Below are 24,517 nucleotides of genomic sequence, written 5' to 3'. Positions count from 1 at the left end.
GTACGAGCCGGACGGCGTGCCGACCATCGACCAAAGTCGAATTCGAACCCACCAGCCGGTCGATGTGCCGGTCCGCCGCGGCACGCGACGCTACCGCCATGACGACGACAGTTCCGCGAACCTCGCTCTGGCCGGCGCTCGTCGGCGCGGTGCGGGGCACCGTGCTCGAACTGGGCCCCGGCCACGGCGGCAACCTGCGCTTCTACCACCCGGACGTGCGGCTGATCGCCGTCGAACCCCGGCCGGGCGCGCGGGACAGCACGGCAGCCGCCGCGGGCCGGCTCGGCCTGTCGGCACAGGTGCGCGACGGGCGGGCCGAGGACCTGGCGCTGCCCGACGGCAGCGTCGACGCGGTCGTCTGCTCGTTCGTGCTGTGCTCGGTCGCCGACCAGGACGCCGCGCTCGCCGAGGCGCACCGCGTGCTGCGGCCCGGCGGACGGTTCCTGTTCGCCGAGCACGTCGCCGCGCCGCGCGGCACGTGGGTCCGCCGAGGGCAGAACCTCGTCGCCGCGTTCGCCGGTGCCCGCTGCCACCCGAACCGGGAGACCGGGCCTGCCATCGACCGCGCCGGTTTCCACGTCGTCGACCTGCACCGCTTCGACCATCCCGGCCCGCTCGGCGCCCGGATACCCCACATCGCCGGCGCCGCCGAGCGCCGGTGCGACCTGGAAGGACACCTCCCATGACCAGCACCGAGACCGTGACCGTGCCGACCGCGGGCACCTACCGCATCGAGCCGGGCGAGTCGACGATCTCGTTCGCGACCCGCCACATGTTCGGGCTCGCGCCGGTACGCGGCACGTTCGCGCTGCGGGAGGGCGTCGTCCACGTCGCGTCCCCCGCCGAGCTGTCGACCGTGCGCGCCACGATCGCGGCAGGCACCGTCGACACCGGTCTCGCCGCACGCGACAACACCGTGCGCTCGGCGCGGTACCTCGACGTCGCGCGGCACCCCGACATCACGTTCACGGCGAACGGCGTCGCCCGCGACGGCGGCTGGGTCCTGCGCGGCGCGCTGACCGTGCGCGGCCGCACCGAACCGCTCGACGTGCGGATCGACGAGGTCCACGTGCTCGACGACCGCCTGCGGCTGCGGGCGAGCGCCGAGGTGGACCGCTACGCGTGGGGTGTCACCGCGATGAAGGGCATGACCGGCAGGCGGCTGCGCTTCTCGCTGTCGCTGGCCGCGACTCAGCTCTCTATCGCATAGGCCTCGATCTCCACCTTCATGCGCGGGTCCACCAGCGCGCTGACCTCGACGAGGGTGGCCACGGGGCGCACGTCACCGAACATCTCGGCGTGCGCCTTCGCGACGGCTGACTTGTCGCCGATGTCGGTCACGTACGTCACCGTCCGCACCACCGCGGCCGGACCGCTGCCCGCCTCCTTGAGCGCGTTCTCGATGATCGAGAGCGCCTCCTTCGCCTGCGCGTAGGTGTCCGTGCCGTCCAGGTCGCGGGCACAGGTCCCCGCGACGTGGATGTGGTCGCCGACCCGGACGGCACGGCAGTAGCCGTACACGTCCTCGAAGTCGCCGCCGGACGGGTAGTTGGCGCGCATCGTTCTCCTTCAGCCGATCAGGGTGGGCAGCCGGACGGCGATGTCCGAAGGGGACGGCATCGCCGCGATCTCCTCGGCGACCCGCCGGGCCGCCGCCTGCCGTTCCCCGTCGGCGAGCAGCGAGCCCGCGGACACGGTAACCGCGTCCACCGACAATTCCGGGCCGAGCAACCGAAGACCGGCTCCGGCGTCCACAACGGCCGCCGCGTTGGTGAAGTGGTCCGCGCCCCGCGGCACCACCAGCTGCGGCTTCCCGGCGGCGAACGCGCCGAGCATCGTGCCGCTCCCACCGTGGTGCACCACGAGGTCGACGTGCGGCAGCAACGCCGACTGCGGCACCCAGTCCCGCACCCGCACGTGCTCCGGCACGTCCCCGAGCGCGGCCGGGTCCACCGCCGGTCCGGTCGCGACGAGCACGTCGACGGGCAGCCGGGCGAGCCCGTCGACGAGCGTGCGCAGGACGTCGGCCGTCGCGTACGCGGTGCCCAGCGTGACGTACACGAGCGGCCTGCCCGCGGTCCGCTCCACCAGCGCACCGCACTCGCGCCACCCGCAGGGCCGCACCGGAACCCGGTCCGCACGGGCGAGGAAGTCCTTGTCCTGAAGGGAGTCCGGGCAGATGTCGAGCACCGGGCCGCCCACGTCCGCCGGGACACCGAGCTCGGCCGCGAACGCGGTGTACGCCTCGACCATCGCGGTCGACATGTCGTCGGAGAACATTCGCCCGAACGTGTGACCCAGCGCGGGCACGTCGTGCAGCCGCGCGGCGAGTGGCGCACCGAGCGTGGCGACGTCGTGGATCACGACGTCCGGCCGGTGCTCGGCGATCAGCGGCTCCAGGTCGGCGACCATGCGCCGGGGCAGGACGTCGCCGAGCACCCGGCCGACGGCCTCCGGTCCCGCCGCGCTCCCCGTGAACGCCGTACGCATGCCGAGCCCGGCGGGCCGCGCGCACAGCCCGGCCTTGCGCAGCACGGGGAGGAACGGTTCCCCCGCCGCGAACACGACGTCGTGACCGGCGGTGGCCGCCGCGACGGCAAGGGGGAGCAGGGGATAGGTGTGACCGTGGGCTGCGAGCGCAGCGAACATCAACCTCACTTCTCAGCTTAACGCTTGACCTGGAGTTCGCTCCAGCACATACCGTCCGGGCCTGACCACAATCACCCGGAGGGGGAAGACGTTGCGCTACCGCGTACTCGGCGGCACCGGCATCGAGGTGAGCGTCCACTGCCTGGGCGCCATGATGTTCGGCTCGGTCGGCAACTCCGACCACGACGACGCCGTCCGCGTCATCCACGCCGCGCTCGACGCGGGCATCAACTTCGTCGACACCGCCGACATGTACTCCATGGGCGAGTCGGAGGAGATCGTCGGCAAGGCGCTCAAGGGCCGCCGCGACGACGTCGTGCTCGCCACCAAGGTCCACTTCCCGATGGGCGACGGGCCGAACAAGGGCGGCAACTCGCGCCGCTGGATCGTCCACGAGGTCGAGCAGAGCCTGCGGCGCCTCGGCACGGACTGGATCGACCTGTACCAGATCCACCGGCCCGACCACACGACCGACGTCGAGGAGACGCTGTCGGTGCTGACGGACCTCGTGCGGGCGGGCAAGATCCGCGCGTTCGGCAGCTCGACCTTCCCGGCCTCGGACATGGTCGAGGCCTACCACGTCGCGGAACGCCGTGGCCTGTACCGGTTCCGCACCGAGCAGCCGCCGTACTCGTTGCTGGCGAGGGGAATCGAGACGAACGTATTGCCGACCGCCGCGCGGCTCGGCATGGGCGTGCTGACGTGGAGCCCGCTCGCGTCCGGGTTCCTGTCCGGCAGGATCCGCCGCGGCCAGGACGTCGATCTGTCGACGGGCAGGGCGGCGATCACCCCGTTCCGGTTCGACCCGTCGCTACCGGAGAACAAGGCCAAGTTCGACGCGCTGGAGCAGCTGGTCGAGGTGGCCGACGGGCTCGGGTGCACGCTGCCGGAGCTGGCCGTCGCCTTCGCGGCCGCCCACCCCGCCGTCACGTCGGTGATCATCGGCCCGCGCACCATGGATCAGCTGGAGGCGACGCTGAAGGGCGCCGGGCTGGAACTGGACGACGCGACGCTGGACCGCATCGACGAGATCGTCCCGCCCGGTACCGACCTGTACCGTGCCGACGGCGCGTGGCGGCCGCCGGTGCTCACGGACGCCCGCCTGCGCCGCCGCCCGGCAGACGACCGCGCAGCCGCGTGACCGGCGTCACATAATCGGGTGTCGTGGCGGCGCGAGGCGGGTTCGACGTCCCGGACGACACCACACCCGACGGGATGGGAGCGGAACCGTGAAGTACATGATCCTCCACTACGCCTCGCAGGCCGACTACGACGCGATGGCAGGCAAGGACACCCCGGAGAGCCGCGCGTGGCGGCCGGAGGAGGTCGCGGCGCTCGGCGAGTTCATGGGCAGGTGGACGAACGAGCTGGTCGAGTCCGGCGAGTTCGTCGCGGCTCACGGCCTGGCCGCACCCGTGCTGACCAGGCGCGTCACCGAGAAGGACGGCCAGACCGTGGTGACGGACGGGCCGTACGCCGAGACCGCCGAGGTGGTCGTCGGCCTCACGATCGTCGACTGCGCCAGCTACGACCGGGCCACGGAGATCGCCGCCAAGCTCGCGGCCACGCCCGCACCCGAGCACGTCCAGGCCCGCGGCTACGTCGACGTCCGGCCGCTCATCGACGGCCTGGCGGACATCGCGTGACGGCCACCGCGGTCGAGGGCCTGCTGCGCGAGCTGGCGCCGCGGGTCCTCGGCGCGGTCGTCCGCCGCTACGGCCACTTCGACACCGCCGAGGACGCGGTCCAGGAGGCGCTGATCGCGGCGGCGACCGGCTGGCCGGACACCGGTCTGCCGGACAACCCGAAGGCGTGGCTGATCACGGTCGCGTCCCGGCGGCTCACCGACCTGCTGCGCAACGAGCAGGCCAGGCAGCGCCGCGAGCACACGTGGACGATGCCGGCCGTCGCGCCCGCGGAGGACGCCGACGACACGCTCATCCTGCTGTTCATGTGCTGCCACCCGGCGTTGCCGGTGACCCACCAGATCGCGCTCACGCTGCGGTCGGTCGCCGGTCTGACGACGACGGAGATCGCGCGGGCGTTCCTGGTGCCCGAGCCGACCATGGCGCAGCGCATCACCCGTGCCAAGCAGCGGGTGAAGGCGAGCGGCGTGCCGTTCCGCATGCCAGCCGACCGCGAGGAACGGCTCGCGGCCGTGCTCCACGTGCTGTACCTGATCTTCACCGAGGGCTACTCGAGCACCGCGGGCCCGTCGGCCTACCGCGCCGAGCTGTCCCGGGAAGCCATACGGCTGACCCGCGTCGTGCACCGCCTGATGCCGCGCGACGGCGAGGTGGCCGGCCTGCTCGCGCTGATGCTGCTGACCGACGCCCGCCGCGACGCCCGCGTCGGCGCCGACGGCATGCTGGTCCCGCTCGCCGAACAGGACCGTTCGCGGTGGCACCGGGACTTCGTCGACGAGGGTGTCGCGCTGGTGACGGCCGCGATGTCGGCGGGCCCGTCCGGGCCCTACCAGCTGCAGGCCGCGATCGCGGCACTCCACGACGAGGCGCCGACGGCCGGGGAGACGGACTGGCCGCAGATCGAGGCCCTGTACGGGGTGCTGGTGGCGATGACCGGCAGCCCGATGACGGCGCTCAACCACGCGGTCGCGGTGGGCATGGCCCGCGGCCCGGCGCCCGCGCTGGCGATGGTCGAGTCCCTGGCAGGGGACACGCGGCTGGCCGGCCACCACCGGCTCTATTCGGTACGGGCGTATTTGCTGGAGATGGCCGGTGACGTCGACGGCGCCGTGGTCGCGTACCGCGAGGCCGCGCACCGCACCCGGTCGCTGCAGGAACAGCGGTACCTGGCGGCGAAGGCGTCAGCTCTTGCGCACCACACCCGTGCGCCCGGCGACGAACAACGTCACCGGGGTGTGGAGGCCGACGGGGTCGGGTAGCCGCGAGCATGGCTATCGAGAGCGTGAACCCGGCCACCGGCGAGAAGCTGCGGTCCTTCGAGCCGCTCACCGACGCCGAGGTGGACGCGAAGATCCAGCGGGCCGCCGACGCCTTCCGCGACTACCGGCACACCACCTACGACGAGCGGGCCGGCCTGCTGCGGCGCGCCGCCGACCTCCTCGACGACGAGGCAGGCGACCTCGCGCGGCTCGCGACCGCCGAGATGGGCAAGACGCTCAAGGAAGCGGTCGCGGAGGTGCACAAGTCCGCGAAGGGCTGCCGCTGGTACGCCGACCACGGCGCGGAGATGCTCGCCGACGAGCCGTGGCCCGTCGACGGCGCCACCGTCTACACGCATTACGAGCCGCTCGGGCCCGTGCTCGCCGTGATGCCGTGGAACTTCCCGTACTGGCAGGTGTTCCGCTTCGTCGCGCCCGCCCTGTTCGCCGGGAACACCGGCTTGCTCAAGCACGCGTCGAACGTGCCCCAGGTGGCGCTGGCGATCGAGGACCTCCTGCGCCGCGCCGGGTTCCCCGACGGGGTGTTCCAGACGCTGCTGGTGCCGTCGAGCGCGGTGGCGGACATCGTCGGCGACGACCGGGTGCGTGCCGTGACGCTCACCGGCAGCGAGCCGGCGGGCCGGGAGGTGGCGGCCGTGGCCGGGCGCAACATCAAGACGAGCGTATTGGAACTGGGCGGCAGCGACGTGTTCATCGTGATGCCGTCCGCGGACCTCGACGACGCCGTGGCGAACGCGGTCACCTCGCGGCTGCTCAACAACGGCCAGTCGTGCGTGAACGCCAAGCGGTTCGTGCCGCACCGGGACATCGCGGCCGAGTTCACCGAGAAGTTCGTCGCGAAGATGGCGTCCCTGCGGGTCGGTGACCCGATGGACGACGACACCGACGTGGGTCCGCTGTCGTCCGCCGACGCCGTGGCGACGCTGCACCGGCAGGTGACCGACACGGTCAAGGCGGGCGCCCGCGTGCTCACCGGCGGCGAACCCCTCGACGGGCCGGGCAACTACTACCCGCCGACCGTGCTCGCCGACATCCCGGACGGCTCGCCCGGCCACCGCGAGGAGTTCTTCGGGCCGGTCGCCCTGGTGTGGGAGGCGGCCGACGTCGATGACGCGATCCGCATCGCGAACGACTCCACGTTCGGCCTCGGCGGCAGCGCGTGGACGACGGACCCCGCCGAGCAGCGGCGGTTCGTGGCCGAGGTCGAGACCGGGATGATCTACGTCAACAAGTTCACCGAGTCCACGCCCGAGGTGCCGTTCGGGGGTGCGAAGAACTCCGGCTACGGCCGTGAGCTGGCCTCCTTCGGGGTCCGCTCGTTCGTGAACCCCAAGACGGTCTGGATCGCGGGCTAGGCAACGCCACCTCCGGTTGTTACGATCCGGTCCGGTTCGGATCGAAATTACTGGAGGAAAGTCATGCGTGTTGTGGAGCTCGACCACGTGGTGCTGAACGTGGCGGACGTGGAGCGGTCGCTCGACTTCTACACCGGTCCGCTCGGCCTCGCGCCGCTGCGGGTCGACGAGTGGCGGGCGGGCACGGTGCCGTTCCCGTCCGTGCGGATCAGCGACCGGACGATCATCGACCTGATGAGCAAGCCGCGAGGGGAGTCGAACGTGGACCACATCTGCCTCGTGGTGGAGCCGCTCGACTGGCAGGAAGTGATCGACTCGGGGGTGTTCACCGTGCTGGAGGGCCCGGTCGGCCGGTGGGGCGCGCGGGGCGAGGCGACCTCGGTGTACGTGTCCGACCCGGACGGCAACACCGTCGAGCTGCGCTGGTACCCGCAGGACGGGACCGCGTGAGCCCCGGCCGGCCACGCGACACCGCGATCGACGGCGCGGTGCTCGACGCGACGGTCGCCGTCCTCGCCGAACGCGGCTGGTCCGGGTTCGCGCTGGAGACGGTCGCCGCCCGCGCGGGCACCACCAAGGCCGCGATCCGGCGCCGCTGGCCGGTCCGGCAGCGCCTCGTCATCGACGCGCTCGCCACCCTGCTGGTCAGCCCGCCCGCCCCGGACAACGGCTGCACCCGCTGCGACCTCATCCAGAGCGTCGACCTGCTCACCGAGATGCTCAACGACCGGCTGCCCGCCGGCGTCCTGGCCCCGCTCGTCGCGGACTGCGCCGACCCGGAGCTGCGCAGGCACCTGGTGGACACGCTGGTCGCGCCCACCAGGGAGGCGGCGGCGGTCGCCGTGCGCAGGGCGGTCGGCCGCGGCGAGCTGCGCGAGGACGTCGACCCGGACGTGGTCGTCGACCTGCTCGCCGCCACCGTCTACCAGCGGGCGTTGTTCGGCGACGCCCCGCAGGACGCGCGGACACTGGTGGACCTGCTGCTGCGGGGCGTCGCCGTCGACTTCGAGCGGCTGGTGTGGATCAGCCGGCAGCCGAGGGAGCTGCGGCACCGGCACTGACCCAGGCCGGGTCACGGCCGGTCAGGCCAAGGACGCGGTCGAACAGCGGCGCGTCGGCGGGCACGGGCACCTCCGGTCCGTACAACCCCATCTCCCGGCCCTGGTCGGCGCCCGCCGCGACCCCGTCGTACAGGTACGCGACCAGGTCACCGGGCAGGTCGAGGCGCTGCCCGGTGGCACGGGCGAGGTCCCAGGCGTGCACGACCCACTCGCCGACGATCATCTCGCCGACGACCTTCGCGGGCCCCATGCTCGTGTCGCCCTCCCAGGCGGACGCGGGCGCCCATGCCTCGACCGTGCGGGTCACCTGGGCGAGCAGCGCGCCGCGCCAGTCGCTGCCGTCCACATCGGACGGCGGCACGTTCTCCTTGCGGGCGGCGCCTTCCAGCGACGGCCCCCAGTACAACAGGTGGTGCACCAGCTCCCGGACGTCGAACTCCGCGCACGGCGTCGGGTTCGTCAGCTGGCTCGTTTCGATGGCACGGACGACGTCGGCGAGGATGCCGCCCGCGGTGGACATGTGTGACATGCCGGCGAGGTTAGGTCGGTGGCAGGTCGTCGGTATTGGACGAACGCGACATAGACTCGGCAGCCGTGCGAAGGGATGTCCGCGAGGTCGGCGGGGCGTGGACGAAGTACCAGCGGCACGCCTACCCCCAGCCGTCCGAGGCGCTGCGGCGGTGGGTGGACCGGTACTGGTTCGTGGAGTGGGACTACGCGGAGCCGTACCGGCAGAAGATCGTCCCGTACCCGAACGTGCACCTGTCGTTCGGCGAGGGCCGCGCGGACGTGAACGGCGTGGTCAGCGGCTACCAGATCAAGGTCCTGGAAGGCAGGGGCCGCGTGTTCGGCGTCGCGTTCCGGCCGGGCTGTTTCCGGCCGTGGCTCGGCGCGCCGGTCTCGACGATCAGCGACCGGGTGGTGCCCGCGGCCGACGTGTTCGGCGAGGACGTGCCGGACGACCCGGACGAGGCGGCGGTCGAGCGGTTCCTGCTCGCGCACCTGCCCGAGGACGACCCGAAGGCGTTCGCCGCGGCCGACGCGGTGGCGATGATCGCGGACCGTCCCGAGGTGACGAGGGTGGAGACGCTCGCCGAACTGCTCGGGACCAGCGTGCGCGGCGTGCAGCGGCTGTTCGCCGAGTACGTCGGCATCGGCCCCAAGTGGGTGATCCGCCGCTACCGCCTGCACGAGGTGACCGAGCGGATGGCGGCGGGCGGCGCGATCGACTGGGCAGCGCTCGCCGCCGACCTCGGCTACGCGGACCAGGGCCACTTCATCCGCGACTTCAAGGACATGTTCGGCGAACCACCGACGTGGTACGCGCAGCGTTTCTGAGCGCAGCTTGCGGAGCTTGCGGAGCGAACATCGTTTCTGAGCGGAGCTTGCGGAGCGAACATCGTTTCTGAGCGGAGCTTGCGGAGCGAACATCGTTTCTGAGCGGAGCTTGCGGAGCGAACATCGTTACTGAGTGTGGGTCGACGGACCCGCAAGCGTGTACGCCACCAGCCCGGACACCCCGAGCACGCACGCCGCGACCGTGGCCGTACCCGAGTCCGCGGGCTGCACCAGCCACGTCAGCAGCGGCGCGCCCGGCTCCGGCACCGCGAAGAGGACCGTCACCCCGACAGCGGTCCACGCCACCGGCAGGCACCACGCGAGCCCGCCGCCCAGCACGGTGACCCCCAGCGCCCCGAGCCCGGTCAGCCCGGCCGCGTTGCGCACGACCACGTCCGCCGCGACGACCCCCAGTGACGCCACGGCACCCGCCGCCAGCCCGCCGACGGCCACCACGTGCGCGGTCCTGCGCAGCCGCCAGTCCAGTGCGGCGGTCCGGTCCAGGCCCGGGTCCGGCCCGGCGAGGGAGGTCGCCGCGACCGCCACCACCGAGGTGACCGCGAACAACGCCAGCACCAGCCGGGTGGTCTCCGCCTCACTCACCGCGGCCGGCAGCCCGATCGCGGCGGCCACGGCGAGCGCGATCCCCGTGCTCGCCGCGGCACGGCGCGACCGCACGTACAGCACGAGCCACCTCATGGCGCCACCAACGTGGACAGGTCACCCCGGCACTGGAGCGCGGCGTCCCGGTACGCGGCCACCCGTGCCACCTGCTCGGCCTCGGGCAGCGACCGCAGTTCCCGCCACGCCGCGCGGATCTCGTCCTCGGCCTCGTCCCACACGTACCGGTAGCCGGGCAGCGGTTCGAGCTTCCCCGTGAACCACGCCGCCGCGACCATGCGCGCACCGGTCTGGCTCACCGTGTCCGCCCAGTCCGAGGTGTGCACGCACGACGGGGTGCCCGCGCCGGCGAGCAGGGTGAGCCGGAGCCGCTCGGGAACTGTGCCGGGTGTGCTGAAGAACAGCACCGGCACCACGTCCGGCGACGGCGACCGGAAGTCGTCGGACGGCGGGTACTCGGTGACCGACGTCGGCGGCGACGGGAGCTTTCCCAGCAGTGCCAGCGCTTCCCTGGCCGGTCCCGTGAGCGCGGGCAGGACGTCGGCGTGCACTCGCCGTACGCACACGCGGTCGGCGCACACCAGCGCCAGCGCGTCCTCGTCGGCCACCACCGGGCTGTCCACACCGGACAGCACAGGCACGGCGACGGCGGCGCTCAGCGCCACCGGCAGCAGCGCGGCGACCCGTGCCCTGGCCCGCACCGCGAGCGCGAGGCAGAACCCCGTCGCGCCGACGCCCGCGAACCACAGGGCCTGCGCCAGCGACACGGAGATGTCGACCGTGGTGAACGCGGTGACGTCGGGTCCCTCGAAGGCGGGCGTCAGCAACAACGGCCACCCCCGCTGCACCACCGCGACCTGCGCGGCGAGCGCGGCGACGGCCAGCACCGGCGGCGTGACCGGCGACGGCACGAGCCTGCCGATCCCGAAGCCCAGCAACGCGATCCCGGTCAGCGCGAGCACCATCACCCCGGCCACCGGCAACCACTTCAGGTGGACGTAGTCCGTGTGCACGGCCACCTGCACACCGCCGACGACCAGCAGCACCACGTAGCCTGCGGTGAGCGCGATCGCCGCCGCCGCAGCGGTCGGCATGAGACGTCGCCACCCGGGTCTCGGCGTGGTCGCGAACAGTTCGCCCACCCGCGACCGCTTGTCCCGCAGGCCCTGCCAGGCGCCGATGCCCAGCACCAGCGGCCACAGGAACAGCGTCAGGTACCGGGTCCACTGCGCGAGCCCGGTCCATTCCTCGTGCCACGGCGCGGTGCCGTGGACCCACGGCCCGGTCAGCGAGTACAGGAGACCGAGCGAGCACACCACCAGGCCGGCGCCCAGCACGGGCGCGGTGGAGCGCCGCAGTTCCGTGCGCAGGATCACCGGTCCGCTCCGCGCGCGAGCAGGGCCGTGTAGCCGCGTTCCATCGGGCTGTCACCGGCGTCGTCGTCGCTGCCCGCCGCGGCCAGTTCCGCCGCCGCGCCCGCGAACACGACCCGGCCCGCGTCGAGCAGCACCACGTCGGTGCACGCGGCGGCGACGTCCTCGACGAGGTGCGTGGACACCACGACGCACGTGTCGTCGGCGAACTCCCGCAGCAGCCGCCGGAAGTCCATGCGCTGCGCGGGGTCCAGCCCGGCCGTCGGCTCGTCCAGCAGCAGGATCGCCGGGTCGTTGACGATCGCCTGCGCGATGCCCGCCCGCCGCACCATGCCGCCGGACAACGTCTTCAGCCTGTGGTCGGCCCGGTCCGCGAGGCCGACCCGCTCGATCGCGCGCTGCACCGCGCCCGGCACGTCCGCCTTCGGCATTTCCTTGAGCCACGCCATGTACTCGACGAACTCGCGCACCGTGAAACGGCGGTAGAAGCCGAACTCCTGCGGCAGGTAGCCGAGCCTGCGGCGCACCGCGCGCAGGTCCGCGCCGCCCAGCAACGCCAGCTCGCCGCCCGCGGGCCGCAGCACGGTCGCGAGTGCTCGGATGAGCGTGGTCTTGCCCGCGCCGTTGGGGCCGAGCAGCCCGTGCACGCCGGTGGTGAGCGACAGGTCGACCCCGTCGACCGCCATCCGCCGCCCGGCGCGGACCCGCAGCCCGCGCGCCTGTATCTCGAACGGGTAGGTCGTCGGCGCGACCTCGGCCGCGCTGACCGTGCGAGGCATGTGGTTTCCCCTTACTTGTCGAGTCGCAGGTAGACGTCGGCGCGCAGGCGGACGACCGCCACGCCCGCCGCCAGCACCGCCGCCCAGATGCCCAGCGCGGCCGGTTCGAGCACGAGCGGTGGTGCCGCGGTGACGAGGCTCGGCCCGATCACCAGCGCGGCCCACCCCGTGACCAGGCCGGCCGCCGCGCGGCGCACCCCGAGGAAACCGCCGAGCGCGAGCGTGGCCACCGTGAACGCGAGGCAGGGCAGGAGCCACCGCAGTGGCGAGGCCCACGTGGTGACCGCCAGCAGCGGGAGCACCAGCGCGAGCACCGCGAGGGTGCGCCGCAGCACCAGGTAGAGGCCGCTGCGCGGGGTGGCGGCGACCAGCTCGTGCGCCGGGTCGAGACCGCGTGCCCACGCCGCCGCGACGCCCGCGACCGGTGCGATCGGGGCGAGCAGCAGCGCGAGCGACGGGTACGGCCGCGGGATGAGCTGGTCGGCGAGCAGCGCGGTCAGCGTGACCAGGACGGTCATCGCGAGCCACGGGCCCATGGCGGGCGTGGCCCACGTGGCGAGCCGCCGGCCCCGCCGGACGGGCGCGGGTTCCGGGGCCGGTTCGAGGTCCGCCCACACCCGGTCCAGCAGCGGGACGACCGCGTCCGCCCTGTCCGCGAGCCGGGCGCGGCAGCCGGCGCAGGTCTCCATGTGCACCTCGACCGCCCACACGACGTCGGCGGCGAGGTCGTCCCCGTCGACGTAGCCCTGGAGCAGGTCGTCGGACGCGTGCCACGTCATGTCAGTGCCTCCCGCATCGCCAGGCGTGCCCTGCGCGCCCGCGTCTTCACCGTGCCTTCGGGCACCCCCAGCAACGTCGCCGTCTCGCGGACGGTCAGCCCGTCGACCACCATCGCCTGCAGGACCTGCCGCAGTTCCGGCGCGAGCCGGTCGAGCGCGTCCCCGACCCGGTCACCGACCACACCGGACAGTGCCTCGTCCTCGGCGGCGGGCGCGACCGGCTCGGCGGCGAGCGGCACCGCGCTGTCCTTGGCCCGCCTGCGGAACGCGTCGACCAGCCGCCGGGCCGCGATCGTCCACAACCACCCGACCGCCGACCCGTTCACGGCCGCGCCGGCGAAGCTCCCCGCCGCCCGCCACACGGCGAGGTAGGTCTCCTGCAGGACCTCGGCGACGATCTGGTCGTCGGCGCAGCGCCGCCGCAGTCGCACGGCGAGCCACGGCGACGTGCGCCGGTACAGCTGCTCGAACGCTGTCCGGTCCCCCTTCGCCACGGCCCGGACGAGCTCCTCCTCGTCACGCATACCCGGCTAGACGACCACGTCTCCGCGCGGGTTCTCGAACCGGTGTGGCCTGTGTCACGCCTGATACTGGTGCTGTGCGGGTGGAGATCAGTGTCGAGTCGGTGGCGGGTGCGCGGGTCGCGGCGGCGGCCGGAGCGGCACGCGTCGAGCTGTGCGCGGGCCTGTCCGACGGGGGCCTCACGCCGAGTGCCGCGCTGATCGAGGCGGCGTCGGCGGTCGTGGAGGTGCACGTCCTGGTGCGGCCCCGGCCCGGCGACTTCCGCTACGACCGCGACGAGCTGGACCTGATCGTCCGGGACATCGCGGTCGCGCGTGCGCACGGGGCGACCGGTGTGGTCGTCGGCGCGCTGACCGGGGACGGCCGCGTCGACGACGTGTGCGCCGACTTCGTGGCGGCGGCCGAGGGCATGCAGACCACGTTCCACCGGGCCGTCGACGTGTGCGCCGACTCCCGGGACGCGCTCGAACGGTTGGTGGCGCTGGGTTTCACGCGGGTGCTGACGTCGGGCCGCCGCCGGTCCGCGCTCGACGGCGCGCCGCTGATCAAGGACCTCGTCGCGCAGGCGGGGGACCGGATCGAGGTCATGGCGTGCGGCGGGGTGCGGGCCGCGAACGCCGCACGGGTCGTCGCGGAGACCGGTGTGCGCGACCTGCACGCGGCGCCCCGGCGCCCCGTCGCGGGCGCGCCCGGTGGCGACGTCTCGTACGCGGGTGCCGGCGTGCCCGCGGGGTACGACCGCTTCGAGACGGACGTGGACGAAGTAATCGCTTTGTGCGCGGTTCGCCCGAGCTAGCCGTCAAACCGCTCCGACGAGGACGTGTCGTCCCTGCGACGTCACGCAGAGTGCCCGCCCGTACGTCCGATGCTGGGCCGACCGGATGAGGTGCTGGGCCGTGTGAGCGGCCTGCGCGGGTGACGCAGCGAATGCGAAAGGCGCCTGCATTGGGCCGGGTGGTTGACATGGCGGGTGGATATCCGGCGACGATGGCCCCGGCGAGATCCTGATGTGCCGATCTCGAAATCGGGGAAAGGGGAAGACATGAAAAAGGCCCTGGCGCGGATCGTGTCCGTGGCCGCGGTGTTCGCGGTCGCGGGCACCGGCGTCGTGTCCAGCGCGTCGGCGCGGCCGCGGGACGACGCGGCCGCCGTGCGGCACCTCCAGGACGAACTGAGGACCGCCGCCGACGCGGGCGACGTGGCGGGTGCGGACGCGGCACTGTCCGAGCTGGACGCGCTGCTCGCGGGGATGTCCGAGGGCAGAAGGGATCTCGCGGGACCGGCGCTCGACGAGACGGCCGCCGCGCAGGACCGGCTGGCCGAGCAGTTCCCGGACGGCGCGCGGACGCTGGTCGTGCCGACGCTGCCCGCGGCGCTGAACCTGCTGCTGCAGCAACTGCTGGCGACACTGTCCGAGCTGGTCGACAACCTGCTCGGGGACGGTGTTCCGGTGCCGGTGTAGTCGCGGCACCGACGGAAATCGTTACGGATTTCCGGAAGGCGCACACAATGGTGTGCGGATCCTTGTCGGCCGCCGTCCGCGGTCATTAACCTCCGGAATCGGGTCGGCCGTCTCAGGGGCGAGAACTCCTTCCAGTTTTTCTCCGGCTGCCGGCGGCCGGCCCCTCGCCGTCAGGGCAGGGCACCACCCATCAGTGCGTCGTCCTCGTGCACGGAGCGCAACGGCGTGACGGTCACATAGCCCTCGGCCAGCAACGCCGCGTCGGTGCCCGGCTCGAGCTCGCCCTCGACCTCGACGTGGCCGACCTCGATCGCGCCCTCGTCGAGCTGCGTGACCTTCTGCTGCACCCGCCCGTAGGTCGCGAGCCGCGCCCACCGCGCCGGCTTCACGTCCGGCACGTCCGGCACGTTCACGTTGAGCACCGCGCCCTCCGGCAGCTCGGCCGCCACCGGCAGGAACTGCCTGGCGACCCGCTTCGCCCGCTCCCACATGGGTTCCAGCTCCGGGGCGAGCGGCAGGTCAAGCGACACCGCGACCGCCCGCGCACCGTTGACGGCGCCGGTCAGCGCGGCGCCGACGGTGCCGGAGTGCAGCACCGCGCGGCCCACGTTGCCACCCCGGTTGATCCCGGACAGCACCAGGTCCGGCCGTTCGCCGAACCCGTCGTGGCAGGCGGCGAGCACGATCAGACCCGGGTGCGCGGCCACCGCGTACGCCTCGACGTCCGGCAGGCCGGGGAGCGTCCTGCGCTCGACCGCGACCTGCCGCTCGTCGGTGGCCGCGGTCAGCCCGGCGCTCGTGCCGCTCGACTCGGTGGCGGGTGCGGCCACCACCGTCGTCCAGCCGAGGTCGTGCGCGCACTCCGCGAGTGCCAGCAAACCGGGGGAGTCGATGCCGTCGTCGTTCGTCACCAGCACGCGAGGACCCATGCCTCCCGGCTACCCCGCCGACGTGATTTCTACCCGTTCGGCCAGCGCCCGCACGGCGTCGCCGCTGCCGCTGCCCAGCCCGTGCCGGGTGATGTTGAGCGAGCCCGCCGCCGCGCCGAGCCGCAGCGCGGCCGTCACCTCCTCGCCCTGGGCGAACGCCGCGGCGAGGCCCGCGGTCATCGAGTCCCCGCCGCCGCGGGTGTCGACCGGCGCCAGCGACGGTCCCCGCACCAGCAGCGCGTCGTCCGCGGTCACCGCCAACGTGGGCTCCGCCGCCCTGGACACCACCACCAGCTCGACCCCGTCGTCGACCATCGCCCGCGCCGCCTTGGTGAGCGCGGGCACGCCGTCGTCGTCGGCGCGGCCGTCGTCGAGCAGCTCCTCGTGGCTGACCTTCACCACGGTCGGCACGCCGGCGAGCGCGGCCGACAGCCGTTCCCCGGCCAGGTCGACGACCACCCGGCAGCCGTTGCCGACGAGGTCGGCGGTCAGCCGTTCGTAGGTCGACACGGGCACGACCTCCTCGGTCGACGAGTCGACCGACCCGCTCAGCACGGCCACGCCGGAGGTCATCCCCGCCACCACGGCCAGCTCGTAGAGGTCGTCCAGCTCGTGCCGGGTCAGCGAGTCCGGCAGCTGCTCGACGACCTGGTCGCGGTCGCCGTCGCGGCGGTCGTGCACGTAGGCGCCGTTGCGGGCGGCGACGTCCCGCGCGCGGACCTCGATGTCGTGCTCGGCGAGCAGGTGCCGCAGCACCCGGCCGGTCTCGCCGCCGAGCGCGCAGCACAGCGTCACGGGCGTGCCGAGCGCCACGATCATCCGTGCCTGCCAGAACCCCTGGCCGCCCGCGTGCAGGTGCACGTCCGGTTTCCCGTCCACGTCCTCGACGGTCACGGTCAGCTGCGGAGACGGCGCGAACACACTCACCCGATCAGTCACGAAAGGGACATACCCACCATGAAGTACCACTACGCGCCGGACCCTGGCCGACTAAGTTACTCGTCAGTATTGTGGCGGCATGCCAACGCTGAAGCGGGACGACGACGTCTGGGTGCTCGACCTCGGAGACGGTGAGAACCGCTTCCACCCGGACTGGCTGGCGGCGGTGAACGCCGCGCTGGACGAGGTCGAGGCGAGCCCCGCGCCGCTGGTCACCACGGCGAGCAGCAAGATCTACTCGAACGGGCTCGACCTGGACTGGCTGGGGCAGCACGGCGATCAGCTGCAGAGCTACGTGGGGCAGGTCCACGCGCTCCTCGCCCGCGTGCTGGAGTTCCCGGCCCCGACCGTGGCCGCCATCCCCGGGCACGCGTTCGCCGCGGGCGCCATGCTCGCCCTGGCCCACGACTTCCGCGTGATGCGTGCCGACCGCGGCTTCTTCTGCCTGCCGGAGGTCGACATCAACATCCCGTTCACCCCGGGGATGGCCGCGTTGATCCAGAGCAAGCTGATCCCCGCGACCGCCCACGAGGCGATGACGACCGGCCGCCGCTACGGCGGCACCGACGCGGCGGCGGCCGGGCTGGTCGACAAGGCCGTGCCCGAGACGGACGTGCTCGAGGAGGCACTGGACCGCGCCCGAGGGCTCACGGGCAAGACCCCGCACACTCTCAAGGCGATCAAGGCGCAGATGTACGTGGGCCCGCTGGCCGCCCTGCGGGAGTGATCCGTCACCGCTCCTCGGGCGGTCCGGCCTCGCTCAACGTCCCGTCCGCGAGCCGCAGCCACCGGGTCACCCCGATGTCGGCGAGGAACCGGTCGTCGTGGCTCACCACCACGAACGCGCCGCGGTAGGCGCCCAGCGCGCCGGTCAACTGCTCCACGCTCACCAGGTCGAGGTTGTTCGTCGGCTCGTCGAGCAGCAACAACTGCGGCGCCGGCTCGGCACGCAACACGCACAACAACGTGGCCCGCAACCGCTCGCCGCCCGACAACGCGCCGACCGGCAGCTGCGCCCGCTCCTCCCGGAACAGGAACCGGGCCAGCAGGTGCATGGTCTCCGTCTCCGACAGCGACGGCGCGAACGAGCGCAGGTTCGCCCGCGTGCTGGCCGCGAGGTCGAGCAGGTCCAGCCGCTGCGACAGGTACGCGACCCGCCCGTCCGCCCGGTGCATGAGACCGCCGTCCGGTTCGAGGTCGCCGCTCATCACCCGCAGCAGCGTCGACTTCCCGGTGCCGTTGCCGCCGGTCAGCGCGATCCGCTCCGGCCCGCGCACCGCGAGCGTCACGCCCTCGCCCGCGAACAGGTCCCGCACGCGGATCCGCTCGCCGTGGAACACGGTCCGGCCCGCCGGCACCTCGGTGCCGGGCAGCGACAACGCGATCGTGTCGTCCTCCCGCAACGCCAGGTCCGCCTCGTCGCGCCGCGCCCGCGCCTCCTCGAGCCTGCGCGAGTGCACGTCGTCGGCCCGCGCCGCGGACTCCTGCGCCTTGCGCTTCAGCCCGCCGCGGATGATCCGCGGGATGTCGGTGTTGGTGCGCGCCCCGGTCGCGGCCCGCCGCGCCGCTCGTTCCCGCGCCTCCTGCATCTCCCGCTTCTCCCGCTTGAGGTCGGCCTCGGCCGAGCGCAGGTTCTTCTCGGCCACCTCGCGCGCGGCCCGCTTCGCGGCCTCGAACGCGGAGAAGTTGCCGCCGAACAGGCTGAGCCGCCCGCGTTCCAGCTCGGCGATCCGCTCCATCCGGTCGAGCAGCGCCCGGTCGTGGCTCACCACGAGCAGGCTGCCCTTCCAGTCGCCGAGCACGTCGTGGAGCCGGTGGCGGGCCTGCCGGTCGAGGTTGTTCGTCGGTTCGTCCAGCAGCAGCACGTCCGGCTGCTTCAACAGCTGGGCGGCCAGCCCGAGCGAGATCACCTGACCGCCGCTGAGCGTGCCGAGCGTCCGGTCGAGCGTGACGTCGCCGAGGCCGAGCCGGTCGAGCTGCGCCAGCGCGCGTTCCTCGACGTCCCAGTCGTTCCCGACGACCGTGAAGTTCTCCTCGCTCGCGTCGCCGGCCTCGATGGCGGCGATCGCGGCCACGACGGGTGCGATCTCCAGCACGTCGGCCACGGTCGGCTCCCCGGTGAGCGGCAGCGTCTGCGGCAGGTACCCGAGCACGCCGTCGACGGTCACGGACCCGCGGTCGGGCACGTACACCCCGGCGATCAGCTTGAGCAGCGTGCTCTTCCCGGCCCCGTTGGGCGCGACGAGCCCGGTCCGCCCGGCGCCGACGGTGAAGGAGAGGTCGGAGAACACAGGGGTCCCGTCCGACCAGGAAAAGGACAGGTTGGCAGCAACGATCTTGGACATGTGGAAGCTCTCATGGCACAGCGGGCGCAGGAGGACCGCCCGAGGTCGACAGGGCAGGAGGAAGGCACGACCGGGCGCGGCGTCACCACCAGAGGGCACCGCCGGTCAGGCTCCGGATCTACCCGGAGATGTCGTCCTCGGCCACCATCGGAAAGAAGCTCCTCACGATCAACTGCCATCGAAGATAGCAGCCCGCACGACGGGCGCACCTCCGCCGCCGGTGGGACAGTGGCGGACGTGCTCGAGCTGCTCGAACGGATCGGGGAGAACGCCGGTCCCTGGCTGTACCTCGTCGCGGGCGGCCTGGCGTTCGCGGAGGCGGCGGTCCTCGTCGGGATGGTCTTTCCCGGCGAGGTGGCCCTGCTCGTCGCAGGCTTCGCCGCGCACCAGGGCTGGCTGGACCTCCGCCTCATGGTGGTGATCGCGGTGGTCGCCGCGGCCGCGGGCGACAGCGTCGGCTACGAGGTCGGCCGCCACCTCGGGCCCCGCCTGCGCGCCTCCCGGCTCGGCAGGCGCATCGGCGAGGACAAGTGGCGGCGGGCCGACGAGTTCCTGCGCCGCCACGGCGGCAAGGCCGTCCTGCTCGGCCGCTTCACCGCGATCCTGCGCGCGCTGACCCCGGGCATCGCGGGCGCCACCCGCATGCCCTACCTGCGGGTGTTCCTGCCGTGGAACGTCGCGGGCGCGGTGCTGTGGGGCGCGGGCTGCGTGCTGCTCGGCTACGCCTTCTCCGCGTCCCTCACCACGGTCGACCACTACCTCGTCTACGTCCCGCTCGCCCTGATCGTGCTCGCGGTGCTGGTCTACGTGCTGGTCCGCCGGACGCGGGCCCGCCGGTAGCGCCTTGACATCGGCTCGAACATTTGTTCGACTACTGGTGGGAGTCTGGAGGTGCGGTCCGGAGGGAGGGGACCGGCGGATCGTGGCGGCGTGGCGGCCGTTGGTGGGATCGCCCGGGCTTCGCCCTCGGACCCGGTGCGGATTCCTGGATGGTGATCTTGCGTGTGCGCTTTGAAAGGTTTGCCGATTTTCGGTCCGGTCGGCCAGTCTTTCCGCCATGCCTGACGCAATGCCTGCCGAGACGGGCCGGTGGTTCCTCGCTGACGGCATCGCTGACATTCCCGCGCGCCTGCGCCTGGAAGGGGCGTTCCTGCCCCGTCCGTTACCGTCCATGGTGCGGCTGCTGCCGCAGACCTACCGGATTCTCGCGGAGGCCGAACAGGTATTGGGCAGGCTCGACGAGGCCGCCGCCCGGTTGCCGAACCGGGCCGGGCTCGTCCGTTTGGCCCAACTGCGTGAGGTGCACAGCTCCGGCGAACTCGGCGGTGTGTTCGGCGCATTGCGGGAACTGCTTCTCGCGGATTTGCCAGGCACGGCCGGGAAACCCGACGTCGACCTGGGCCTGCGAAGATATCTGCGCGCCAACGACGAGGCGGTGGCCTGGGTCCGCGCGGGCGGCGCGATCAACCTCGCGCTGCTCAGCCAGCTGGGCGCGATCCTCGACGGCAAGGCCGAGTCGCTGGGCCACATCGACGGCGACGACGTGATCGAGGTGAACTGGCGCACGACGCCAGGTTGGCTTGGTGGGCCGGAACCACGCGACGCGTACCTGATCGCGGTCCCGCCGGGCGCGGAGCTGCAGACCAGCGGCATGCAGTGGTCGGCGTGGGTGGACTCCGGCTGCGAGGCGCCGCTGCTGGCGCGGGTCGCGCTGGGCCACTACCAGCTGTCGGTGCTCTCGCCGGTCGCGCACGCCGCCCACCTTTCCCGCCTCTACATCACCCTCGCGCTCATCCGCGAAGGCGCGCTGGCCGACCCGCTGCTGCCCGTGTCGGAATGGCTGAGCAGGCACCGCGACGAATACCGCGACCGGATTCTCGACATGGTGCACAAGGGCGATCTCGACGCTTTCCTCGTATTCTTCGCGACCGGCATCGCCGACCTGTGCCGCAACCAGCTGCGTTTCATCGAGCGGGCGGAACGAATCAGCGAGGAACACCTCGGCAGGATCGGCAGGCGCATGGACGGAATCGTGCGCGTGACCCGCGACCTCGCGGCCACCCCGGTCACCACCAACCTGCAGATAGCGCAGCGCTGCGGAATCACCGTGCAACAGGCGGCGAGCCTGACGAAACAACTCCAGCGGCTCGGTGTCGTGCGCAGCATGAACGGCCGCAACCACCCGCAGGTATTCACCGTCCCGGACGTGCTGGACCTTTTCGAACTGAGCTACCCGACCCCGCCCGACGGCGACGACGAGGTGTTCGACAGGTAGTCCGGTTGGCCCTCCGGTCCGGTCGCGAGCAAGGCCCGTACCCGGTCGGCCTCGGCCTCGTCCACGTCGACCAGCATGGCGAGCGCCCGGCTCCACCGGTGCCGCGCGGGTCCGTGCAGGCCCTGCTCCCACCGCGTGCGCCCGCACCACACGAGGACGCGGGCGTGCTCGACCGGCGACCCGCCCGCCTCGCTCATGACGTCGTCGGCCTGGTCGAAGTAGTCCATGGCGGACCGCACCCGCCCGGCGGCGTGCATGGTGGCGCCGACCTCGGCCAGTGCCGCCGCCGTGCCCGCCGCGTCGCCCGCGTCGCGCCGCACGTCCACCAGCCCCAGGTAGGCGTCGAGCGCCTTGCTCAGCCGGCCCCAGTCGCGGTACAGCGCACCCAGGTCGCTCAGCACGCGGTCCTTGTCGGGCAGCCCTTCGCGCCGGGTGACCGCCAGCGCACGCACCAGCCGTTCCTCGGCCCGCACCCGGTCCCCGTGCTCGGCGAACGTCGTCGCGGCGAGGTGCAGCAGCCCGGCCAGCGCGGAGGGATCCCGGTCGGCGACGGCGAGTGCCTCACCGGCCTGGGCCAGTTCGGTCCACCACGCCGGGTCCTGGATCAGACCGGCGGCGGGCCAGACGGCGGCGGCCAGCTGTGTCCCGAGCCCGCGCGCACCGTCGTGGTCGCAGGCGAGCACCGCGGCCACCACAGCGGCGCGGTGCTCGGCGAGCCAGGCCGCGACCCGCCCGGCGTCCTGCCGTTCGAGGTCCACCGCCTGGATCAGCTCGAGGACGCGTGCGTGCTCCGGCATGTCACCCACCTGCGTCGCCGTACGACCTGTCGGCGTCCATCATGGCGTACGAGACGGGCGAGTCACGGCAGCGACGCCGCTTGCCGGGCAAGAACGCCTGATCAGCCCCAGGCGGCGGCCCGCGACCCGCGCCAGACCCGGACGACGGCCGTGACCACCACGGCGGCGACCGCGACGAGCGCCGCCACCCGCACGGACGTCACGTCCACCCCCGCGGCGATCCAGGCCAGCGCCCAGCACACGGCCGCGGCGAACCCGACCACCGCGGGCAGCCGCAACACCGCCACGGCCGCAGCGGCCCCGGTCAGCAGCAGCGCGGCGATCGCGGCACCCGAGGTGGGCGCGGCCCCGTAGGCGGCGGACGTGGTGGCCCCACCCGCGACCGCGGCCACGGCGACCCACCCGAGGTACACGGCGACCGGCAGGTGCGACAACAGCCGGTCACCCCACCCGTCGGCGGGCGCCCGCAACCGCACCGCCGCCACGCCGAGGCACACCAGCAAGGCAACGATCACGACCTGGGCCCCGACGACGACCCGCTGCGTGAACAGCAGCACCCACGAGGCGTTCAGCACCCCGGCACCCACGAGCCACCACCCGGTCCGCCGGTGCACCGCCCGCCCCCGCTGCGCAGGCAACGCCTGCCGGACGGCGAGCGCGAAGAACGCGACGTAGATCAACGACCAGATCGTGAAGGCCGCCCCGGCGGGCAGCAACAAGGTCGGGTACGAGTTGGCGACGTCCCCGACCGCCTCACCCCACAACCCGGCACCCCCGACGACCCCGGCCGCGACCTGCACCACAGCCGCGGCGAGCACCGCCCCGGCCCGCAACCCGTCCCGCCCGCGCTCACCCATGCACACCATTGTCAGCGCCGGACCTGAACAGGGCACGACGAGCGCAACACGAGTCTGGCCAGCGCGACCGCGGCGCATCGGCACCGGCGGAGTTTCACTCACGGGCCCACGCGGCAAGGCGCCCGAGGGCGCGAGCGGCCGGGGGTCTGGGGGTCGCCCCCCCAGAGATCAAACGCGAGTGACCCCTGGTTCGCGCTCTCCGCGAACAGGGGTCACCCAGAAACTCGCGCGCCCCCGGCAGGACTCGAACCTGCGACCCAGAGCTTAGAAGGCTCCTGCTCTGTCCGCTGAGCTACGAGGGCATGAGGCAACCGGCCGCCCGGGGGCGGATGGCTGTCCCAGTGGGTCTGATCGTTCGCGGACGCTCTGGCGTTTCTCGTTCTGGCCAAGTCGTCCCGACGTCACACCGGCGTGGCGGTCGAACCGCGGACCTGGAGGTCGACTCCGATGGTGACCGGTCTGCCCGGTCTTGCGCCGTCGAGGACCTGTAATGCCAGCTCACCGGCCTGGCGGCCCTTGGTGACGAGGTCCTGCCGGACGGTTGTCAGCGGCGGATCGCTCCAACTGGCGGCCGGGGTGTCATCGAAGCCCACGATGGAGACCTCTCCCGGCACGGACAGCCCGAGGTCGTTCGCGGCGCGGATCGCGCCCAGCGCCAGCTCGTCGGACATGCAGAGGACCGCGGTCGGTCTCGGCTCGCGTCCGAACAGCCACCTCGCGCCCTCCCTGCCCATCTCGCGCGCGTTGCCCGGCGCCTCCCAGAACGGCGCCGCGGACGCGACGATACCGTGTTCATCCAGGGCTTTCCGGTAGCCGGCGAGGCGGTCGAGGGTGACCTCGAAGTGCGCCTGTTCGATCCTTTGTGGACTGACCGGGCCGCCTGCGCCGTCCGCGCTCAGGCCGAGGCCGAGGATGCCGACGTGGCGATGGCCCAGGTCGGCGACGTGCTTGGCGGCCAGGTACGCGCCGCCCTTGTCGTCGACGCGGACGCGCGCGGACCCCGGCACGGCGGGCTGGTCGACGACCACGAGGGGCAGGTCGCGGGCGCGCACGGCCTCCAGCGCCGGCGCGTTGTCGGGCAGCGAGTAGGCCACCACGACGTCGGTCTGCGCCCGCATGACCGACTGGGCGCGCGGTCCGTCGCCGTTCACGCCCGGCAGGAGCAGCAGCGACCGGTCTCCGCTGTCCACTGTGGAGGACAGGGCGTCGAGCATGATCGAGAGGGCCGGGTCGGAGAACGCCGAGGACAGCCCGTCGCACAGCATGAACGCCACCGAGCCGGCCTGTTTCGTGGCGAGGCTCCGCGCGACGGGGTCCGGTCCCGCGTAGCCCAGCTGCTTGGCGGTGGCGATGATCCGCTCGCGCAGTTCGCTGGACAGCTGGTCTGGCCGGTTGTACGCGTTCGACACCGTCGCCCGGGAGACGCCGACGCGCTGGGCGATGGTGTCCAGCGTGGGTCGCCTCTCCCGGTCCTGGTGCACCGCACAAGCCTACGACCAGGTGCTTCAGC

At 72.9% G+C, this 24,517-nt stretch carries 28 protein-coding genes and 1 tRNA gene; 14 read left to right on the top strand and 15 right to left on the bottom strand.

Translation table 11 applies throughout. The features are described 5' to 3' along the window. Positions 1 to 98: 98 nt before the first annotated feature. Positions 99 to 686, top strand: a complete 588-nt coding sequence (locus ACYQ77_RS28980) for a class I SAM-dependent methyltransferase (RefSeq protein ID WP_459716735.1) — start codon at positions 99 to 101, stop codon at positions 684 to 686. Next, positions 683 to 1,210: a YceI family protein gene (locus ACYQ77_RS28975; RefSeq protein WP_459716733.1), complete on the top strand. Its 528-nt coding sequence runs from the start codon at positions 683 to 685 to the stop codon at positions 1,208 to 1,210. The genes ACYQ77_RS28980 and ACYQ77_RS28975 overlap by 4 nt, the downstream gene beginning before the upstream one ends. On the opposite strand, the gene ACYQ77_RS28970 is transcribed toward ACYQ77_RS28975, so the two are convergent. Together ACYQ77_RS28970 and ACYQ77_RS28965 are read right to left on the bottom strand one after the other, a co-directional pair. Next, positions 1,192 to 1,560, bottom strand: coding sequence for a RidA family protein (locus ACYQ77_RS28970; RefSeq protein WP_459716732.1), 369 nt, complete (start codon positions 1,558 to 1,560; stop codon positions 1,192 to 1,194). The two genes, ACYQ77_RS28975 and ACYQ77_RS28970, sit on opposite strands and share 19 nt — an antisense overlap. Positions 1,561 to 1,569: 9 nt before the next feature. Then, positions 1,570 to 2,649 (bottom strand): glycosyltransferase, encoded by a 1,080-nt coding sequence (locus ACYQ77_RS28965; protein ID WP_459716731.1) that lies wholly within the window; start codon positions 2,647 to 2,649, stop codon positions 1,570 to 1,572. Positions 2,650 to 2,740: 91 nt separating this feature from the next. Here ACYQ77_RS28965 and ACYQ77_RS28960 point away from each other — a divergent pair, with 91 nt between their 5' ends. The 6 genes from ACYQ77_RS28960 (at position 2,741) to ACYQ77_RS28935 (ending at position 7,991) form a co-directional block, all read left to right on the top strand. Further along, positions 2,741 to 3,790: an aldo/keto reductase gene (locus ACYQ77_RS28960; RefSeq protein ID WP_459716730.1), complete on the top strand. Its 1,050-nt coding sequence runs from the start codon at positions 2,741 to 2,743 to the stop codon at positions 3,788 to 3,790. Between the two features lie 97 nt (positions 3,791 to 3,887). Further along, on the top strand, positions 3,888 to 4,295 hold the full coding sequence (locus ACYQ77_RS28955) for a YciI family protein (protein ID WP_459717033.1): 408 nt from the start codon (positions 3,888 to 3,890) through the stop codon (positions 4,293 to 4,295). Beyond that, a complete protein-coding gene (locus ACYQ77_RS28950; protein WP_459716728.1) occupies positions 4,292 to 5,554 on the top strand; it encodes an RNA polymerase sigma factor in 1,263 nt (420 codons plus the stop codon). Before ACYQ77_RS28955 ends, ACYQ77_RS28950 begins: the two co-directional genes overlap by 4 nt. An 8-nt stretch (positions 5,555 to 5,562) precedes the next feature. Further along, positions 5,563 to 6,930: an NAD-dependent succinate-semialdehyde dehydrogenase gene (locus ACYQ77_RS28945; RefSeq protein ID WP_459716727.1), complete on the top strand. Its 1,368-nt coding sequence runs from the start codon at positions 5,563 to 5,565 to the stop codon at positions 6,928 to 6,930. A 63-nt stretch (positions 6,931 to 6,993) separates the two neighbouring features. Then, positions 6,994 to 7,380: a VOC family protein gene (locus ACYQ77_RS28940; protein WP_459716725.1), complete on the top strand. Its 387-nt coding sequence runs from the start codon at positions 6,994 to 6,996 to the stop codon at positions 7,378 to 7,380. Then, a complete protein-coding gene (locus ACYQ77_RS28935; RefSeq protein WP_459716724.1) occupies positions 7,377 to 7,991 on the top strand; it encodes a TetR/AcrR family transcriptional regulator in 615 nt (204 codons plus the stop codon). Before ACYQ77_RS28940 ends, ACYQ77_RS28935 begins: the two co-directional genes overlap by 4 nt. On the opposite strand, the gene ACYQ77_RS28930 is transcribed toward ACYQ77_RS28935, so the two are convergent. Continuing rightward, positions 7,954 to 8,520 carry a TIGR03086 family metal-binding protein gene (locus ACYQ77_RS28930; RefSeq protein WP_459716722.1) on the bottom strand — a complete coding sequence of 189 codons (567 nt, stop codon included), beginning with the start codon at positions 8,518 to 8,520 and terminating at the stop codon, positions 7,954 to 7,956. The genes ACYQ77_RS28935 and ACYQ77_RS28930 overlap by 38 nt on opposite strands. A 65-nt stretch (positions 8,521 to 8,585) precedes the next feature. On the opposite strand from ACYQ77_RS28930, the gene ACYQ77_RS28925 reads away from it, so the two are divergent. Continuing rightward, a complete protein-coding gene (locus tag ACYQ77_RS28925) occupies positions 8,586 to 9,329 on the top strand; it encodes an AraC family transcriptional regulator (RefSeq protein ID WP_459716720.1) in 744 nt (247 codons plus the stop codon). A gap of 126 nt (positions 9,330 to 9,455) precedes the next feature. Here the strand turns inward: ACYQ77_RS28925 and ACYQ77_RS28920 are convergent, their stop codons facing one another. From ACYQ77_RS28920 to ACYQ77_RS28900, 5 genes are read right to left on the bottom strand one after another with little or no spacing between them, the layout of a single operon-like run. Further along, complete coding sequence (locus ACYQ77_RS28920) at positions 9,456 to 10,028, bottom strand: hypothetical protein (protein ID WP_459716718.1); 573 nt, start codon at positions 10,026 to 10,028, stop codon at positions 9,456 to 9,458. Beyond that, the gene (locus ACYQ77_RS28915; protein ID WP_459716716.1) at positions 10,025 to 11,326 is read right to left on the bottom strand and encodes a hypothetical protein; all 1,302 of its coding nucleotides are present in this window, start codon (positions 11,324 to 11,326) and stop codon (positions 10,025 to 10,027) included. The genes ACYQ77_RS28920 and ACYQ77_RS28915 overlap by 4 nt, the downstream gene beginning before the upstream one ends. Continuing rightward, positions 11,323 to 12,102: an ABC transporter ATP-binding protein gene (locus ACYQ77_RS28910; RefSeq protein WP_459716714.1), complete on the bottom strand. Its 780-nt coding sequence runs from the start codon at positions 12,100 to 12,102 to the stop codon at positions 11,323 to 11,325. Before ACYQ77_RS28910 ends, ACYQ77_RS28915 begins: the two co-directional genes overlap by 4 nt. A gap of 11 nt (positions 12,103 to 12,113) precedes the next feature. Continuing rightward, positions 12,114 to 12,881 carry an anti-sigma factor gene (locus ACYQ77_RS28905; protein ID WP_459716712.1) on the bottom strand — a complete coding sequence of 256 codons (768 nt, stop codon included), beginning with the start codon at positions 12,879 to 12,881 and terminating at the stop codon, positions 12,114 to 12,116. After that, a complete protein-coding gene (locus tag ACYQ77_RS28900) occupies positions 12,878 to 13,405 on the bottom strand; it encodes an RNA polymerase sigma factor (protein WP_459716711.1) in 528 nt (175 codons plus the stop codon). Before ACYQ77_RS28900 ends, ACYQ77_RS28905 begins: the two co-directional genes overlap by 4 nt. Before the next feature lie 74 nt (positions 13,406 to 13,479). On the opposite strand from ACYQ77_RS28900, the gene ACYQ77_RS28895 reads away from it, so the two are divergent. Continuing rightward, positions 13,480 to 14,199 (top strand): copper homeostasis protein CutC, encoded by a 720-nt coding sequence (locus tag ACYQ77_RS28895; RefSeq protein WP_459716709.1) that lies wholly within the window; start codon positions 13,480 to 13,482, stop codon positions 14,197 to 14,199. Positions 14,200 to 14,445: 246 nt separating this feature from the next. Then, positions 14,446 to 14,865, top strand: a complete 420-nt coding sequence (locus tag ACYQ77_RS28890) for a hypothetical protein (protein WP_459716708.1) — start codon at positions 14,446 to 14,448, stop codon at positions 14,863 to 14,865. Between the two features lie 170 nt (positions 14,866 to 15,035). Here ACYQ77_RS28890 and surE read toward each other — a convergent pair whose 3' ends face one another. Further along, a complete protein-coding gene (gene surE / locus ACYQ77_RS28885; protein WP_459716706.1) occupies positions 15,036 to 15,794 on the bottom strand; it encodes a 5'/3'-nucleotidase SurE in 759 nt (252 codons plus the stop codon). A gap of 9 nt (positions 15,795 to 15,803) precedes the next feature. Further along, positions 15,804 to 16,733: a 1-phosphofructokinase family hexose kinase gene (locus tag ACYQ77_RS28880; RefSeq protein WP_459716705.1), complete on the bottom strand. Its 930-nt coding sequence runs from the start codon at positions 16,731 to 16,733 to the stop codon at positions 15,804 to 15,806. A 79-nt stretch (positions 16,734 to 16,812) separates the two neighbouring features. Between ACYQ77_RS28880 and ACYQ77_RS28875 the strand changes: the two genes are divergently transcribed. Next, positions 16,813 to 17,460: an enoyl-CoA hydratase-related protein gene (locus ACYQ77_RS28875; protein WP_459716703.1), complete on the top strand. Its 648-nt coding sequence runs from the start codon at positions 16,813 to 16,815 to the stop codon at positions 17,458 to 17,460. Positions 17,461 to 17,464: 4 nt separating this feature from the next. Here the strand turns inward: ACYQ77_RS28875 and ACYQ77_RS28870 are convergent, their stop codons facing one another. Continuing rightward, the gene (locus tag ACYQ77_RS28870; protein WP_459716701.1) at positions 17,465 to 19,078 is read right to left on the bottom strand and encodes an ABC-F family ATP-binding cassette domain-containing protein; all 1,614 of its coding nucleotides are present in this window, start codon (positions 19,076 to 19,078) and stop codon (positions 17,465 to 17,467) included. 228 nt (positions 19,079 to 19,306) lie between these two features. Between ACYQ77_RS28870 and ACYQ77_RS28865 the strand changes: the two genes are divergently transcribed. Continuing rightward, positions 19,307 to 19,918, top strand: coding sequence for a DedA family protein (locus ACYQ77_RS28865; RefSeq protein WP_459716700.1), 612 nt, complete (start codon positions 19,307 to 19,309; stop codon positions 19,916 to 19,918). A 217-nt stretch (positions 19,919 to 20,135) separates the two neighbouring features. Then, positions 20,136 to 21,353: a Fic family protein gene (locus ACYQ77_RS28860; protein WP_459716698.1), complete on the top strand. Its 1,218-nt coding sequence runs from the start codon at positions 20,136 to 20,138 to the stop codon at positions 21,351 to 21,353. On the opposite strand, the gene ACYQ77_RS28855 is transcribed toward ACYQ77_RS28860, so the two are convergent. The 4 genes from ACYQ77_RS28855 to ACYQ77_RS28840 all read right to left on the bottom strand — a co-directional run bounded on the left by ACYQ77_RS28855 (position 21,308) and on the right by ACYQ77_RS28840 (position 24,488). Beyond that, the gene (locus tag ACYQ77_RS28855) at positions 21,308 to 22,150 is read right to left on the bottom strand and encodes a hypothetical protein (RefSeq protein ID WP_459716696.1); all 843 of its coding nucleotides are present in this window, start codon (positions 22,148 to 22,150) and stop codon (positions 21,308 to 21,310) included. The two genes, ACYQ77_RS28860 and ACYQ77_RS28855, sit on opposite strands and share 46 nt — an antisense overlap. A 101-nt stretch (positions 22,151 to 22,251) precedes the next feature. Then, positions 22,252 to 23,007, bottom strand: coding sequence for a tryptophan-rich sensory protein (locus tag ACYQ77_RS28850; protein WP_459716695.1), 756 nt, complete (start codon positions 23,005 to 23,007; stop codon positions 22,252 to 22,254). Positions 23,008 to 23,236: 229 nt separating this feature from the next. Beyond that, positions 23,237 to 23,309 (bottom strand) — tRNA-Arg (locus ACYQ77_RS28845). A 99-nt stretch (positions 23,310 to 23,408) separates the two neighbouring features. After that, positions 23,409 to 24,488: a LacI family DNA-binding transcriptional regulator gene (locus ACYQ77_RS28840; protein ID WP_459716693.1), complete on the bottom strand. Its 1,080-nt coding sequence runs from the start codon at positions 24,486 to 24,488 to the stop codon at positions 23,409 to 23,411. Positions 24,489 to 24,517: the final 29 nt, after the last annotated feature.

It is taken from the genome of Actinophytocola sp. KF-1 (assembly GCF_054661535.1).
This window is presented reverse-complemented; position numbering and strand designations above follow the sequence as displayed.